Raw genomic sequence first — 15,936 nt, 5'->3', positions numbered from 1 at the left:
TCTGCTCTCCTTAGCTTCAGTTAAGGAGAACATAGTTTTGATCAAAACAACCTAGGACTCAGACTCGATTCTCTATTGAATCTAAAAAAGAAAAGCACGCACCAAATATTATTCGGATGCGTGCTCTTTCAGTTAATGAGACCGTAGATGACCGTAGTAGCTATTAGCTAATAGTCAACTTTGCCCATTTGCCTTTCCGAGATATAGTTAAAAAGCTATCGCAAAGACGCAAATTTTTTAACGAAGAGTAAACTATATCTTCGTCAATTCTCGCGATATCCGATAAATCCTTAAAGCTAACAATATCTCCTTCTTCATGTAAATGTTTAAATATCTTGTAATTTCTACTATTCAGTCGATAAGAAGCAATGACTTCTTCATTTCGACTGATACGACACACACCTGAATCAAGTTTAATACTTGTTTCTGGTGCTTGGATAGTCTTATTTTTTTTGTCGTTTATATACGACGCCCATATTACAAACAGTAAGTGTATGTATATTACGGTTAGGATCGAAATTACGTATTCCATTTTTAAATTTAAACAATTAACTTTTAGTTAGTAGCAATAGGAGTTAGAGACTTAATTTGCTTACCTACTCTGACCATTCTACATATGGTATTAGCACTGTCTTTATCCATAAGGGTCAGTAGTCTGTCTTTATCAATGTTGCATAACGCTTTGATAGCACCAGTTTGCGCTGTCCAGCCACTTTCTTGCCAGAACTTAACTTGCTTGATTTGCTCTTCTGGAGAGGTCTTGCCTGATAGAGCTTGTGATATTACATCAAATGCATATTCACTAGCCATATGGCTATTTGAATTGTTATCTACGTGGTTCATTGCCCAAATGACCACTGATATGGTAATTGCCCATGCAATGATGGAATTTACTATTAATAACTTTTTCATAAATATATCACTTGTCTGAGATAAACTAATATCTCTTTGTTTTTTATAGATTTTAATGAAACCACTCATTTAGTTTTATATCACTACCAATTTAATGTTTTCATTCTCTTTCCAATTCATTATATTCATTCCCCAATGAGCGCCTCAATGGAAATGAGCTTTAAACAGAAAGTATAAGTTTCAAATCTATGTACGAGGTTAAATAAAAAACAACCCCATCAACCTTTATAGTTAACAGGGGTATTTTCAACGCGGCTATGAGTTTTGTATTGTTTATTTAGAGCTCATAGCGCAACGCTTTTTCTAAGAGTGTTGCAAGTTATACATAGCCAATTGGTTCATTCATATTGTGAACACTTTGCCCTGCATGCCTCTTCAAGCGGGGCTTTATTTATTATCCTTTTACTTACTCTAACATGTCAATAGGTATAGGCAGGATAGTTAAAGACCTTAAAGAGTGACTTAAAACGAACAATAGGCATCCTCCCTTAGCTATTACAAGACCTTACAAAAAATCTAAAAAAATCTAAACCTCACAATCAAACATCAAATCTTATAAATAGCGTTGGCAACTTTATACATTTTCACCAAATACCGCGTTAGCAAAACCGAAATTTACTACTTTCAGTTTAAAATATTAGAAAGCCAAATTATAAAGCACACTTTCTAAGCTCTTAATTAGAATATGTAGCTACATAAAATAAGTTTAACGCTATAAACAACCATGCCCAAAATAGAAGAAAAGCCTTTATTTAACATAAATATCAAAAACTTAATTAAAAAACAGCAAGATTTAAAATCTATACTACCCACTACTCATTCCACAAAAATGTTGCCTACATCACTACAGTGTATTAACATACTAGCACACTAAAACACCCAAGCCACTATATTGTGAAAAACACCGACAAACTTGCAGAAGAATTATACAACGCGATCGCGCAGCTTAACTCTGCCGAAGAGACCAAGCTTTTTTTGAGTGACCTTTGCACACCTCAAGAAATTCATGGTATGGCGGAAAGGTGGCGAGTGGCTACGTGCTTAAAGCAAGAAATGTCTTATCGTGAAATTTCAGCCAAAACTGGTGTCAGTGTTACCACGGTAGGCAGAGTCGCGCGAGCACTCAATTATGGTGAAGGTGGCTATGAATTATTGCTCGACCGCGTAGACAAAACGCAATCAGATTAACAATCTTACGGCAAATACACCCAAACGTTATTTTCAAAAATTAATAACCTTCAAGCTATGCAATCAAGGACGAGTGCACAGGGCAAATGGCCCAATTAGCTTAACTTTGATGGTATGGTTTAAATGATTACAAATCGTAAAAATAAAAAAGCGCTCAGCGTCTTTTCATTAGTCATGATCAACGTGATTGCAGTAGATAGCCTACGCTCTCTGCCTATCAGTGCTGAATACGGGCTTTCGTTAGTCTTTTATTATATTGCTGGCGCGATATTTTTCATGATCCCAAGTGCTTTGGCTGCTGCTGACATGTCTACTGGTTGGCCGCAAGATGGTGGTATCTACGTTTGGGTACGTGAAGCGTTTGGTAAGAAAGCAGCCTTTGTTGTCGCTTGGATTCTCTGGCTTTACAACATTATCTGGTTCCCAACGATTCTTTCCTTCTTAGCTTCCACCTTCTTTTATATCGTTGATCCAAGCTTAGCGACTGACAAAACTATGATCTTCGCTGCAATTACCGTTATGTTTTGGCTCGCAACATTTGCCAACTGTTTTGGTATGCGTGTGTCTGGACTTATTAGCACTCTAGGCTCTATTTTCGGCACTATTTTACCAATGCTGCTGATTATCGTTTTAGCGGCTGGCTGGCTTATGGCAGGTAAGCATGTTGCAATTAACTTCAGCTGGCACGACGCGTTACCGGATATGAGTAACCTAAACAACCTCGCTATTTTGTCTGGTATGCTGTTTGGGCTTGTCGGAATGGAAATGTCTGCAATTCACGCTCAAGATGTAGAAAACCCTAAGAAGGACTACCCGAAAGCACTGTTATATTCGACAGTACTTATTCTATTCTGCTCAATCCTAGGCTCACTTGCAGTAGCCATCGTGATTCCGCAAGATAAGATAAACCTGTCTTCTGCGGTAATCACTTCCTTCTCGATCTTCTTTGCAAGTTACAAAATGTCTTGGATGATGCCAATTATTATGGTGTGTATTATCTTAGGTGGATTCTCTGGTGTATCAGCTTGGATTCTTGGTCCTGGTAAATGTATCCGCCAGGCAAGTGAAGATGGCAGCGCACCTAAATTTTTAGCAAAGAGCACCAAAAATGGCGCACCTATTGCGATACTCATGGTACAAGGCGTTATCTTTACCGCGCTTGCGATGTTGTTCCTATTCTTCCCAGGATTTAACGCATCCTACTGGCTATTGACCGCAATGACAGCTCAGCTTTCTGTTATTTTCTATCTTTTCTTATTTGCAGCGTTAATCAAGCTGAAAGCCTCACAACCTGACGTACCACGTGGCTACTCCATCCCTGGCGGCCTGTTCGGGGCTAGTGTCGTTGGTGGTATTGGTATTATTACGTGCTTATTTGTATTGGCTATGGGCTTCTTACCACCATCACAAATTACCATCATGAGTAAAACCGCTTACGAGGCTATCTTAATTGGTGGCACTGTGTTGGTATGTGTTATTCCTCTCGTACTACCTTCAGCTAACTCAAGAGAGAAAAAACAAAAGCTAGCATCAGAGACTCTGTAACAGATATTTGAATACAGCAAAATGTAAGGGCGAGTGCCTAGGTACTCGCCCTTTTCTGGTTCTAATGAATATTTTTACGCATTGCGTCAAGCAACGCTAAATAGATGGGGTTACAAAACTCCGCTACTTCTGACTCATTCTTCGAGCGATATGAGGAGCTCCATTCGACCAAAGTTCCTTCTGGTAATTTTGATAACTGCACTATGCCTATATAGTCTTTTACTGCATCATGCGATACAGGTCCTGGCCCATCCTCTATGCGATAAGAAAATCGATGATGGTAGTTATCATAGTCAATCAAAGTTTCGTGGAACGCATTATTTAATATACGCTTGGCACCCACTTTATGGCCATCAATTGAGCCTACTTTTTCTACAGATGTAATGACACCTTCTGCCCACCCCATATCATGAAAATCACAAACGGCTTGCCAAACTTCTTCGATCGGCTTGTTCACCGCTATTTTGTTGTAGCACTTCCCCATACCTCTCTCCTTAAGGTGCCAACATCCTAAGAAACACCTGTGTTAATTTTAGGCTAAGGAGTATCAATAAGAATTAGAAATGATACTGAGTATTAAAAACGAGAAAAGGCGAGCCGAAGCTCGCCTTTTTTAAATAATCTACAATCGTTAACGATTAAGCATAAACGGGTAGACGTTTACAGATATCCAGCACTTTCGCTTTCGTTGCTTCGATAGCTTTCTCGTCTTGAACGTTATCTAGAACATCACACATCCAGTTCGCTAACTCTTTTGCATCCGCTAAAGTGAAGCCACGACGAGTGATCGCTGGCGTACCAACACGGATACCAGAAGTAACAAATGGGCTACGAGGGTCGTTTGGTACTGAGTTTTTGTTTACAGTGATGTTTGCTGCACCAAGAGCTGCATCCGCTTCTTTACCAGTGATGCCTTTGTCGATCAGATCAACAAGGAACAAGTGGTTCTCAGTAGAGTTAGAAACAATTTTGTAACCACGATCTTGGAACTGAGCAACCATCGCTTTTGCGTTTTCTACAACGCGAGCTTGATACTCTTTAAATTCTGGCTCCATTGCTTCTTTGAATGCTACCGCTTTTGCAGCGATAACGTGCATTAGAGGACCACCTTGACCGCCAGGGAAAACAGCTGAGTTCAGCTTTTTGTACATATCTTCGCCAGCGTTTGAAAGAATCAGACCACCACGAGGACCAGCTAGGGTTTTGTGAGTCGTCGTTGTTACAACGTGCGCGTGTGGAACTGGCGTTGGGTAAACACCAGCAGCAATAAGACCCGCTACGTGCGCCATATCAACGAAAAGATAAGCATTAACTTTATCCGCGATCTCTCGCATGCGAGCCCAATCAACAACTTGAGAGTATGCAGAGAAACCACCAATGATCATTTTTGGCTTATGCTCTAGAGCAAGCTGTTCCATCTCGTCGTAATTGATTTGTCCTTCCTCATCGATGCCATAAGGAATAACGTTATAGTGCTTACCAGAAAAGTTTACTGGGGAGCCGTGAGTCAGGTGACCACCATGAGCTAAGCTCATACCTAGCACTGTATCACCTGGATTCAATAAAGCCATGTATACGGCACTATTCGCTTGAGAACCAGAGTGAGGCTGAACGTTTGCATACTCACATTCAAATAGTTTACATGCACGATCAATTGCTAAAGCTTCTGCCTTATCGACATACTCACAACCACCGTAGTAGCGCTTTCCAGGATAGCCTTCAGCGTACTTGTTAGTAAGCTGAGAACCTTGCGCTTCCATTACACGTGGACTTGTGTAGTTTTCTGAAGCGATAAGTTCAATATGCTCTTCTTGGCGAAGAGTTTCTTCTTGGATAGCTGCAAATAGCTCCGCGTCGTAACTCGCGATATTCATATCACGCTTTAGCATTTGTATCTCCTGACTGAGAATGTACTTAAAATCACAAAAACCACACAATGACTAAGACCCAAAAACAGCAAAAATAGGTCAATTGGCCTCAACGCAAACGTTTTCGTCGTGGTTATGGCGCGCATTCTACATAATTTGATGTGCCCCATAAAGAGGAAATTTCAGTTTTATTTGTAGAGTTCGCTGTCAAATTTGTGCTTTACACACCGTAAAACACGAATTACATAGGTTTACCTTAATTTTTTTGCTTGCGCTACCACTATGGTCAGCTTTTTTCTAATATGCGTTGAAATTTTTCTCACTTGAATTTAGGGCGTGTTGAACTTTTTGAGTTTAAATTTTGTTGTTATGGAAAAGCATTCGAAACACGAAGATTGGATAGCCATCTTAACTGGCTCTTTTTTGGTTGCACAAGGTGTATTCTTTTTGCAGTCTGCTCATTTACTTACTGGTGGTACCGCAGGTCTAGCCTTATTATTCAGCCAACTGTCAGGGCTTCAATTTGGCCAGCTCTACTTTGTGCTGAACTGTCCTTTTTATCTTTTAGCTTGGAAGCGATTTGGCTCTCGCTTTGCTTTTAATAGTGTCATTTCAGGAGGCTTGGTCTCAATCATTTCCGATCACCTAACGCTGTTCATCTCTCTGAGCGACATCAATCCAATATACTGTGCAATTTCTGGTGGACTTCTAATGGGGTTAGGAATGCTGATCCTGTTCAGGCACCAGTCAAGCTTAGGGGGCTTCAATGTTTTGTGTCTATACATTCAAGATAAGCTGGGTATCTCGGTGGGAAAAGTTCAGGTGATGATTGACATATGCATACTATTTGCGTCTTTCTTTTTTACCTCACCCAAGCTTATTGTGCTATCTGTGTTCGGCGCCATTATTTTGAATTTGGTACTTGCGATGAACCACAAGCCGACTCGTTACCAGGTGCAATATTTTAAAAAATCCACAACCCGTGATTAGAGCTTAAGCTCCTGACACTTACTGAGATGAACCTCACTAACTTGATGGATGAAACTGCTAATTGTCTATATTTTATGTAAATATAAAAATGAAAAGACAAATTAGCACTGGACGCTAACATGAATAAAAACAAAAAGTTCACTTTAAAAATTATTCAAAAAGAAGAGTCAGGTGAAGGTAAATGCTTAGGCTCATCGGATGATATAGACCGCAAATCGGCACTTTATCAGTGGCTGATTACCAAACGGGATAAAGGTATCACTCCATTCTTTTTAGCGTTGTGCGATGAAAATGATGACTGTATCGACGCCAAATATATCCCAGTTGAAGAAGTACGAACTATTTTGAAAGATTGGGGACACGTGTCCGATTAAGGAACTTGCCTCCCCAACCATATAACGAAATATCAATACGGCTCACAGAGAGAGGTTATCTTGCAGGCTTAATTGCCCAACCTCTACAACGCCATTGGTTCCCGTCATTTTCATTGTGCTCAAATATACAGATCCCTCCTGTTGGCACTTTTAAACTCTCATACTGAAATGCTTCATCCAACACATTGCTAAAGCGCATTAACCCATTACTACTCACAAGTAGTACTGTTTTATCCGAGTACTCCTCAGTAATATGCTGAGCAAGAGCTGCCCACTGCTGCTTAAGCTCTAAAGGCTCAACCAACCAACCATCAGGGACGATGGCATTTTGGTTCCAGTTGTCGATAATAGCTTTACCTTTAATGGTATCTCCCTCACCTAAACGCAACATTACCTCTTCTTCAGGTTTGTTTTCATCAGGCCCATAATCAATTTCATTGAGAAGTTGAGATTCAGTAATCAGTGATGCGTCAAACCCTATTTGTGTACAAATGAGCTCAGCTGTCTGTTTGTGACGCTTCAACGGTCCCGACAACACCACATCAGGCATTAGGCTGTGTTGCATTAGGTATCTGCCTACCGCTTCACTTCTTGCTGACTCAACGAGATCGAGATCCGTTCTAGAGCCCACTCTTGTCGGTGTTTGTGTTGGAAGAAAGGTATTACCGTGTCTTGCAATGATTAATCTTGTTGTCATTATTCTAGCGATCCAGTTAATTTACTTACAGTCGACTAATATCAAACTCGCCATTGTCAGCGATGATTTTCTCGGCGCGTGCGATATCTTCTGGGCTATCGACACCGCTCATTCCATCCCGACCTTGATAAGTGACTTCAACCATTTTTACTGGAATCGCATTTTCAACAAAACGCATTTGTTCCAAGCCTTCACATTTTTCGTAATGGCTTTCTTCCATCGATAAATAAGCCTTCAAAGCGTCAAACGTGTACCCATATAGGCCGATATGTCTTAGCACTGGGGAAAATTCAGTTTCTGTTTTCCACTGCTCTTCTTTTCGAATCGCCGGCACGATATTTTTGCTAAAGCTTAGTGCACACATGTTTTTCGCAACTTGCACTGTTGTCCCACTGAATGGGGTCACTTTCTTGACCTCACGCAGAGTGTCCAGCTCTGACCATGTTAAGCGCACAAATGGAGTAAAGACCTCTCCAACTTCCGATTGATTCCAAGAGTCGATCAAAGACTGAATAAACCAAGGCGGACAAAGAGGGTTATCACCTTGCAAATTAATAATAAAATCTGGCTGGTAATCGAGCTTACGAATCAAATCAAAGCATCGTTCTGTGCCACTCTTGCATTGCTCAGACGTGTACTGAAAGTCGATATTGTGTTTCTTACACAACTCCCCTATTTGCTCATTGTCGGTGGCAACAACAAAGTGGCAGTGTTCATTTGAACGGCAGACATCCTGCGCAATGTCCGCAACTCGGAGTAACATTTCTCGACCCGCGATTTTTAGCAGCGGCTTTCCTGGTAGGCGAGTACTACCAAAACGTGCAGGAATAACAATTAATATTTTTTTCATTGGATTCATTCCGAGTTCGGACTGTCAGCGAGTATGGTCGCGCTGATAACTAAGGCGCAGAAGTATACCACAGCACGCAGGACCAGATAACTGGAGCGATTTAATATCGATTAAGTAATAGTTTAACTTCTTCTTCGAAAGACAGCGCATTCATATGCTCCCACTCTGCCTTACGTATCGAATAAAATGCGTTATGCTGATTTTCCCCCATAGCAGCTTTTAACATTGAATTGCTTTGAAACGCTGACATAGCTTCGCGCAATGTCACTGGCAGTCGAGTGATATTCAGATTCTTACGCTGCTCGTTTGTCAGTAAGCCTGGGTCTTTATTATAGGGCTCAGAAAGCTCTCGCCCAGCTTCAATGCCATCCAATCCAGCGGCAATCACCGCCCCAATCGCTAAATATGGATTTGCTGAAGCATCTATGGTTTTAAGCTCTAGGCGAGAGGGGTGCTGGTCATCTCCAGCAACTCTTAATGCCGCTTCACGATTTTGCTCTCCCCAACTGCAATACGCTCCACTCCAGAAGTGAGGTAAAAAGCGCCTATATGAGTTAATACTTGGCGCAGTTATCGCCATTAAAGCAGGCAAATGATGAAGAATTCCAGCCATAAAGCTCCGCGCTTCTTGACTCAAGCGATAAGGTTGAGTGGCGTCATAAACAATATTTCTTCCTTGTTGCCATAGACTTAAATTCAAATGACAACCATTCCCCGCAGCTTCTTCATATGGCTTAGGTAAAAAGCTTGCTGATAGCCCAAGCTTCAAAGCTGCTGCTTTTACGCTTTGACGAAATAAAATATTGTTATCTGCACAATCTAATACATCGCTATGCTGCAGTGAAACTTCGAACTGCCCAGGTGCAGACTCTGCATGCACGAGGTTTACGCTGAGACCTTGTGCATCAAGGTATTCAACTATCAAATTGATTACGTCATCAGCAATATCAAGCGCACTGGACTCTGCATAAATGCAATTATCGATAGGCGTTTCGAGCTTCGTTTGCTCAGTCCTACCGTCAAAAAGTACGAACTCAAACTCTTGCCCAGTCTTTAGTTCCAGGCCAAATTCCGCAGCTCGCTCAACCATCTTTTGCAAGAAACTTCTTGGACAATGTTCCCAGCTCTCATCTAAATGCTGCATAGAGCACATGACACTAGCATGCTTGGGTGCATACGGTAATAGGTTTAGGCTAGACCATTCTGGCATTAGTCGAACTTCACCAGCAGGAGAAAGTTCAGCTTTGTTAGACACTACCGTATCGAACATGGCAGGTTGAGCTTGAGCCGCTTTGGTTAAGCCGACACCTTTCTCTGCGTAATAATCTATTCGCTCAATAGGTACCGCTTTTGAGCGAATAACGTTCGCATTGTCACAATATTGGAATCGAATAAATCGAACCCCAGCGCGGGTTAATCGTTCTTGGATTTGGTTGAACATGGCGGCACCCCCGTGAGTAAAAATACACTCCCAAATTAACACACGATAAAAAATTCTCCATTTGGCTTCCCGATAACTTTTAACCACTTAGCAAAACCAACCGACTTCATTCATTTAGGTTCTTTATTTTGTTGTTTAACGATGAACAATTGGGACGTGTTAACTCTCTTGTTCTATAAATCGACATATAGCAACATAACGCAAAATTGGAGTATGGTTACTACAAGCAAAAACAAATAAAAAAGGAATGAATTATGGCGAATGTAATTTCAGGTGGTTGCTGTTGCGGAAAAGTCAGCTTCACAATACAAGACGACTTTAGTCGATTTTACTTCTGTCACTGCGAACAATGCCGAAAACTGACTGGTTCAGCTCATGCATCGAACCTATTCACTCAACCTGAAAATATCATTTGGCTTAAAGGACAAGAAGACACTCATCGCTTTATTCATCCCGAGCGTTCATTCGTGAAAGTATTTTGTAAACATTGCGGCTCTGGTCTACCCGCCGTAACCAAAAATGGCAAGTTTCTACTTGTTCCTGCAGGAAGCCTAAACGAAGAGCCCGCAAAAAAGCTTGATGCTCAAATTTATTGTCTAGAGCAAACAAAATGGCACTTGGAAGGACTCAAAGCAACAAAATCAGACGGGTTTCCAAGCTAGAAATAGAGCACCGATAATACTGGTGCTCTATACAAACCTAATGAAAAGTTATAGATAAGGTTATAGCTCGACAAGCCTATCGACGGGAGGTTGAAGCCTAACATTTGTTTCAATGTCCAGGGTCTCCACTACAGTATTTGCCCCACCTTTCAATAGATACTCAACAGCATTGATAATTTCCCAAGTCCCTAGTTTATCTTCACCTTTCATGTTGAAATCCTTGGTCATGACGGTATCAATAACACCAGGGCATAGTGCTGTCACTTTAACGTTGTATGGTGAGAGCTCTTGTCTGAGAGCAGAGTTAAACCCTACCACAGCGTATTTCGAGGCGCAGTACCCCCCTAAAAATGGTAAAGCGCGTTTACCAGCAATTGAGGCGACATTGAAAATATAACCATGTTGTTGCTGCTTCATTTTTTTACCAAAAATCTGAGCGACGATAAACACACCTTTCACATTCAAGTCCATCATTTTAGAAAACTGCTCAAACTCAAGATCCAAGGTTCCCGTGCAAGCAACACCAGCGTTGTTAAAGAGAACATCGACTCTATCGATACTATTTGATATTTCCGCTAGCTTTTCAATCGCTTCATGACTGTTGGATAAGTCAATTGAATAAATATCGATATTGATATTTAAGTTTCGTTGCTGAAGTTCATATTTAAATTGACTAAGCGCTTCCCAATCTCTTGCAATTAGTATTAAGTTATAATTTTGACTTGCTAGATATTCGGCAACGGCTTTCCCTATTCCTCTTGACGCACCTGTTACTACTGCTGTTTTAGTCATTGAGCACTTCCTAAAATACACATAATTTTATAATTATTTCAGATACGATATAGGGTAATTTAACCAAATTAGAAAAGCGTTATTATCGAATGAGATTTAAGTTTTCAATTTAAACTCATACAAATACATCACCTCTCCATTCGTCATGGAAACTTCATAATTATTTCACTGCATCATCATTTATAAGATTTCGTACTGTCACAGAAGCTGGCTAGGATTGCCCATGCTATAAACAAGCAGAGGTTATTATGGATATGACTAGCCCATTTCGTTTACCACGAAAAACCCCATTTGGAATCGGTGAAAATTTCACAGAATGGGCCACAGGCTTAAGTAGGCTGGATAAATTCTACGCTCAACGTCCTATCGGATGTGATACAAAGGCCTTTCTTCGTTACACGCTAGAAGCACTGAACATTCAATATGAAGTTATCGATGGTTTGTTGTCTCAAGTACCTGCTCATGGACCGACTGTTGTGGTTGCAAACCACCCATTGGGGTGTGTTGAAGGAGTAATATTAGCAGAGCTACTTCTAATGATTCGCCCCGACGTCAAAGTGCTCGCTAATCACTATCTCAAATCAATACCAGAGTTAGATGAGCTATTTATTGGTGTCGATGTTTTTGATGGTCAAAATGCCCACAAAGCAAACTTAAAAGCTTATCGCACAGCAAAGAATCATTTAGCCCAAGACGGATTACTGCTTATTTTCCCAGCAGGCGAAGTATCACAGATGGTTGACCGGAAAACCAAGCGCCTTGAAGATAAAGAGTGGAGCCGCTCTGTCAGCGCTTTTATTCGAGGTAGCAAAGCGACCACCATTCCTGCATTTATACGTGGAAGCAACTCAAAGCGATTTTATATGGCTGGAAAGGTACACCCAATGCTAAGAACGTTAATGTTGGGTCGAGAGCTTTTGAACAAACATAGACAATCAATTGAAGTATCGATCGGTGAACCAATCAAATTCAAAGAAATCAATAAACTGACTGATGGGCAGATTGTTAGCTACTTAAGGCTTAATACATATTTACTTAATCGCGCACAAGGAAGCGACATCTCAGCAGAAAATCCAGATGGAAACGAGTTTCCAGTTGCACCTGCGCTTTCTCTATCAAGTATTTTAGATGATCTAGAAAACTTACCGAACGAACACCACCTACTAAGCAGTGGTGAATTCGACGTATATTGTACGACAGCAGATCATATCCCTTCAATTCTTCACGAAATAGGTCGACTGAGGGAAGTTAATTTCCGAGCTGTTGGCGAAGGTACCGGGGAGTCTCTTGATTTAGATGACTTTGATAAGCTCTACCGCCATTTATTTGTCTGGGACAGAGATAATCAACAGTTAGTCGGTGCATACCGTTTAGGTGTGGTCGATCAAATCATCGCAAAGCACGACTTGAATGGCTTGTATTCTAGAACGCTCTTTAACTACGATCACCGTTTTCTCAATAAAATGGGTAAAGCAATCGAATTGGGTAGATCTGTCATAGCGGCCCCGTATCAAAAAAGTATGAATGCACTTCTTTTACTTTGGAAAGGTATCGCGAGTTTTATTTGCAAAAATCCAGAATATACACATCTATTTGGTCCAGTCAGTATCAGCAATGATTACAGTGAACAAGCCCGCCAGCTGTTAGCAGATACGATGACGCTGCATCATTATGATACTGATAGTGCCAGCTATGTAGAAGCCTCGAATCCACTCAAGTCACAACAACCCATATGGAATACAAGCCTCTTGACTGCATTGGGAGATTTACAGCTTTTATCAAAAGTAATCGCACGAATAGACAATGGTAAAGGGGTTCCTGTTCTACTGAGACAATATTTATCGCTGAATGGAAAACTCGTCTGCTTTAATGTCGACCCCGATTTCAACAGCGCCCTAGATGGATTGATCATGGTTGACCTAAGGAGCGTTCCAGTAAGAACATTGGGCCGCTACATGGGGCCAGGGCTTGCGAAAGAATACCTGTCTCACCACACCAGTGACTGAACCTCGTCCCCAAGCCCAAGTATCTGTTTAAGTAATGAGATACTTGGGCATAGCCAACATCTAGCCTGCCATTTTATTTAATCCGTCTATAATTAACCTGAGCTCAGCTTTCTAGCGCTAGTAGTTTTAAAAACTGAACGTTCAATAAATTAAAGCACTCGAAATTGTATAGCTAGGTAACACATGGAATGTCTTAATAAAAATAAAACCCTAAAAGGTATTTATTGCCCGTTTTATTCACTGCTTATTTTGCTATTAACCCTTTCCGGAAAGGCTTTCTCTGAAACCTTATCAGTACAAGATCTCATCTATTCCCTTCAATCTGGTGGATACATCATTTACATGCGTCACGGACCAACGGATCAGTCGCAAAAAGACTCGATATCTCCTGACTTTAATAACTGCCAAACTCAACGGAATCTATCCAAACAAGGCTATTTGCAGCTAAAAAGTATTGCAGATCAGATAAAAGCTCTAAAAATACCTATCGGTGAGGTTTACAGCAGCCCATATTGCCGATGCAAAGAAACTGCAGAAATAGTATTTGGAGAATACAAAATAGAGCCCGATCTTGCTTTTTCCCTCACAAAAAGTGAACAAGAGTCTAAATACTTAGGCAATCAACTATACAAAATGATGCTTAACACTCCGAACAACAACAAAAATACGGTTTTTGTTGGACACACAGCCAACTTGAAAGAAGCCCTAGGTATATGGCCTAAGCCAGAATCTGTTGCCGTCATTTTTAGGAAAAGCAACAATAAAATCGTGTTCCAAGGGATGATTCTACCTTCGGAGTGGCAACAATAAATGTTCAATCAAAACAAAGAGAGAAGACAAGTTAACAAGATAAATTCTGGGGCTATGTCTATACGTGCTCGATTTCTAGTTTCACCGATTTTGGGCGTTTTTCTTACAATTATTTTTTATATCACCACCAATAATATCATTTCCCAGCATTCTGAAGTTTTTGCTAAGTTAGAACATCAACAATTGCCTGAAGTGGCCGAATTTTCCGAGCTGATCATTTCTCTTACCAAAATACATAGTGAGCTATCTTCACTACTACTCTCCACAGCGGCTAAACCCGATGAAGAAAAAGTGTATGTCGTTGGAAGAGAAATTATTCGGGAAATTTTAATCATTGAAGAGAGAGTTGAACAATCCTTGGTAAGGAATGAAGAGTTACTCAGTGAAAATCAATCAATATATAAAGAAATATACAATGACTTTATCCAGTACAAAATTGCTGCATTTGGTGCTATAGAACTTTCAAGCGTCAATGCAAAACTCGCGGAGAAGGAACTAAAAAACGCTGATTTGTCTATGTATAACATGATCAGTACCTCCCAAGCTCTTATGCGCCAGAGCTGGCAAAACCTGAAACAACAGTACAGCACAATCGCTCACTCTCATATTGACAAAGAAATCGCTTCTGGTATTGCCATCACTACCATCGTGATTATGATTTTGTCTGCGCTGTATTTCTCAAAAAAAATGACCCAAGACTTAGTAAAAATTAATAACTCTATCATCAAATTATCGCGCGGAAATGAAAACATTACGCTCCCGGACAATCATGCACCCTACTTACAGGATTTGATTGATGCCGTCCGCACTTTTCAACAAGTGCTCATTGAGCAACGAGAACAAAAAACAAAGCTTAAATCCCTGAACGAAGAGCTCACTGAGCACAAACAAAATTTGGAAAACATCATTTTAGAACGCACTAAAGAAGTAAAAGCTTCGTATGATAAGCTCAAAGAAGCAGAATCAAGCTTAATCGAGTCGCAAAAATTTGCAGCACTGGGCTCTTTAGTTTCGGGAATTTCCCATGAAATAAATACCCCTATTGGCATCTCTCTCACCGCAGCCTCTCACCTTATAGAAGAAACTCAACGAGCAATATCCCTCAACGACAACTCCGTAATTAGTCAGTCCGAATTCTCTAATTTTGCTGATGAAGCAATCGAAATTTCAGATATCATTCTCTCAAACATTACTCGCGCTTCAGATTTAATCAAAAGCTTTAAAGGCGTTGCTGTCGATCAAACGAGTGAAAAGCAGCGACACTTTGAAATTAAAAGCTATATTGAAGACATTTTGCTTAGCCTGAGACCTCAGCTAAAAAAAACCAGTCATATCATTAATATTCACTGCGCAACGACAATCAAAGCGAACACCATACCTGGAGCACTATCTCAAATACTAACGAACTTGATTATGAATTCGATCATACACGGATTTGAAGGGATAGAATCAGGAACTATCGATATCACTATTCATAAAATAAATGATGAGATAGAAATTAAATATCGGGACAATGGAGTAGGAATGTCTCAAGAGCATCAAGAAAAAGTATTTGAACCATTTTTTACTACTAGGCATGGAAATGGCGGCAGCGGTTTAGGTATGCATATCGTTCACGATTTAGCCACTAAAACTCTGCAAGGCAAGATCAGCTGCTCTAGTCAGTTGGGTGAAGGCACTCAGTTTACCTTGATATTCCCTCAACAATTAACTCTCTAGTAGTTTACTTATATTTCAATAGCTAACCAAACAAGATACGCAGAAGCTATTGGTTAATTAAATTTGATTCAGTTGTAAGAAT

At 40.5% G+C, this 15,936-nt stretch carries 16 protein-coding genes; 8 read left to right on the top strand and 8 right to left on the bottom strand.

The window, feature by feature from the left end:
- Positions 1 to 163: 163 nt before the first annotated feature.
- Positions 164 to 532: a hypothetical protein gene (locus tag ACM2FC_RS06225; RefSeq protein WP_498480019.1), complete on the bottom strand. Its 369-nt coding sequence runs from the start codon at positions 530 to 532 to the stop codon at positions 164 to 166.
- Positions 533 to 555: 23 nt separating this feature from the next.
- Entirely contained in the window at positions 556 to 912 is a 357-nt protein-coding gene (locus ACM2FC_RS06220) for a hypothetical protein (RefSeq protein WP_498480018.1), read from the bottom strand.
- A gap of 894 nt (positions 913 to 1,806) precedes the next feature.
- On the opposite strand from ACM2FC_RS06220, the gene ACM2FC_RS06215 reads away from it, so the two are divergent.
- Together ACM2FC_RS06215 and ACM2FC_RS06210 are read left to right on the top strand one after the other, a co-directional pair.
- Positions 1,807 to 2,100: a YerC/YecD family TrpR-related protein gene (locus ACM2FC_RS06215; protein WP_498480017.1), complete on the top strand. Its 294-nt coding sequence runs from the start codon at positions 1,807 to 1,809 to the stop codon at positions 2,098 to 2,100.
- A gap of 123 nt (positions 2,101 to 2,223) precedes the next feature.
- Positions 2,224 to 3,645, top strand: coding sequence for an APC family permease (locus ACM2FC_RS06210; protein WP_498480016.1), 1,422 nt, complete (start codon positions 2,224 to 2,226; stop codon positions 3,643 to 3,645).
- Positions 3,646 to 3,706: 61 nt separating this feature from the next.
- On the opposite strand, the gene ACM2FC_RS06205 is transcribed toward ACM2FC_RS06210, so the two are convergent.
- Complete coding sequence (locus ACM2FC_RS06205; protein ID WP_498480015.1) at positions 3,707 to 4,129, bottom strand: SRPBCC family protein; 423 nt, start codon at positions 4,127 to 4,129, stop codon at positions 3,707 to 3,709.
- Positions 4,130 to 4,283: 154 nt separating this feature from the next.
- Entirely contained in the window at positions 4,284 to 5,534 is a 1,251-nt protein-coding gene (glyA, locus tag ACM2FC_RS06200) for a serine hydroxymethyltransferase (protein WP_498480014.1), read from the bottom strand.
- 348 nt (positions 5,535 to 5,882) lie between these two features.
- Here glyA and ACM2FC_RS06195 point away from each other — a divergent pair, with 348 nt between their 5' ends.
- The gene (locus ACM2FC_RS06195) at positions 5,883 to 6,503 is read left to right on the top strand and encodes a YitT family protein (RefSeq protein ID WP_498480013.1); all 621 of its coding nucleotides are present in this window, start codon (positions 5,883 to 5,885) and stop codon (positions 6,501 to 6,503) included.
- 119 nt (positions 6,504 to 6,622) lie between these two features.
- Entirely contained in the window at positions 6,623 to 6,877 is a 255-nt protein-coding gene (locus ACM2FC_RS06190; RefSeq protein ID WP_498480012.1) for a hypothetical protein, read from the top strand.
- A gap of 55 nt (positions 6,878 to 6,932) precedes the next feature.
- Here ACM2FC_RS06190 and ACM2FC_RS06185 read toward each other — a convergent pair whose 3' ends face one another.
- The 3 genes from ACM2FC_RS06185 to ACM2FC_RS06175 all read right to left on the bottom strand — a co-directional run bounded on the left by ACM2FC_RS06185 (position 6,933) and on the right by ACM2FC_RS06175 (position 9,865).
- On the bottom strand, positions 6,933 to 7,574 hold the full coding sequence (locus tag ACM2FC_RS06185; protein WP_498480011.1) for a histidine phosphatase family protein: 642 nt from the start codon (positions 7,572 to 7,574) through the stop codon (positions 6,933 to 6,935).
- A gap of 25 nt (positions 7,575 to 7,599) precedes the next feature.
- On the bottom strand, positions 7,600 to 8,424 hold the full coding sequence (locus tag ACM2FC_RS06180; protein ID WP_498480010.1) for a 3-deoxy-manno-octulosonate cytidylyltransferase: 825 nt from the start codon (positions 8,422 to 8,424) through the stop codon (positions 7,600 to 7,602).
- Between the two features lie 100 nt (positions 8,425 to 8,524).
- Positions 8,525 to 9,865 (bottom strand): glutamine synthetase family protein, encoded by a 1,341-nt coding sequence (locus ACM2FC_RS06175; protein WP_498480009.1) that lies wholly within the window; start codon positions 9,863 to 9,865, stop codon positions 8,525 to 8,527.
- A 254-nt stretch (positions 9,866 to 10,119) separates the two neighbouring features.
- On the opposite strand from ACM2FC_RS06175, the gene ACM2FC_RS06170 reads away from it, so the two are divergent.
- A complete protein-coding gene (locus ACM2FC_RS06170; protein ID WP_498480008.1) occupies positions 10,120 to 10,527 on the top strand; it encodes a GFA family protein in 408 nt (135 codons plus the stop codon).
- 60 nt (positions 10,528 to 10,587) lie between these two features.
- On the opposite strand, the gene ACM2FC_RS06165 is transcribed toward ACM2FC_RS06170, so the two are convergent.
- Positions 10,588 to 11,319, bottom strand: coding sequence for an SDR family NAD(P)-dependent oxidoreductase (locus ACM2FC_RS06165; protein ID WP_498480007.1), 732 nt, complete (start codon positions 11,317 to 11,319; stop codon positions 10,588 to 10,590).
- Positions 11,320 to 11,567: 248 nt separating this feature from the next.
- On the opposite strand from ACM2FC_RS06165, the gene ACM2FC_RS06160 reads away from it, so the two are divergent.
- The 3 genes from ACM2FC_RS06160 (at position 11,568) to ACM2FC_RS06150 (ending at position 15,854) form a co-directional block, all read left to right on the top strand.
- Positions 11,568 to 13,325, top strand: coding sequence for a bifunctional lysophospholipid acyltransferase family protein/GNAT family N-acetyltransferase (locus ACM2FC_RS06160; RefSeq protein WP_498480006.1), 1,758 nt, complete (start codon positions 11,568 to 11,570; stop codon positions 13,323 to 13,325).
- A 183-nt stretch (positions 13,326 to 13,508) separates the two neighbouring features.
- Positions 13,509 to 14,135 carry a histidine phosphatase family protein gene (locus ACM2FC_RS06155; protein WP_498480005.1) on the top strand — a complete coding sequence of 209 codons (627 nt, stop codon included), beginning with the start codon at positions 13,509 to 13,511 and terminating at the stop codon, positions 14,133 to 14,135.
- On the top strand, positions 14,136 to 15,854 hold the full coding sequence (locus tag ACM2FC_RS06150; protein ID WP_498480004.1) for a sensor histidine kinase: 1,719 nt from the start codon (positions 14,136 to 14,138) through the stop codon (positions 15,852 to 15,854).
- Positions 15,855 to 15,936 lie beyond the last annotated feature (82 nt).

The organism is Vibrio sp. A37 (assembly GCF_059777565.1).
Note: the sequence above shows the minus strand (reverse complement) of the source record. Positions and strands in the feature narration are given on the sequence as shown.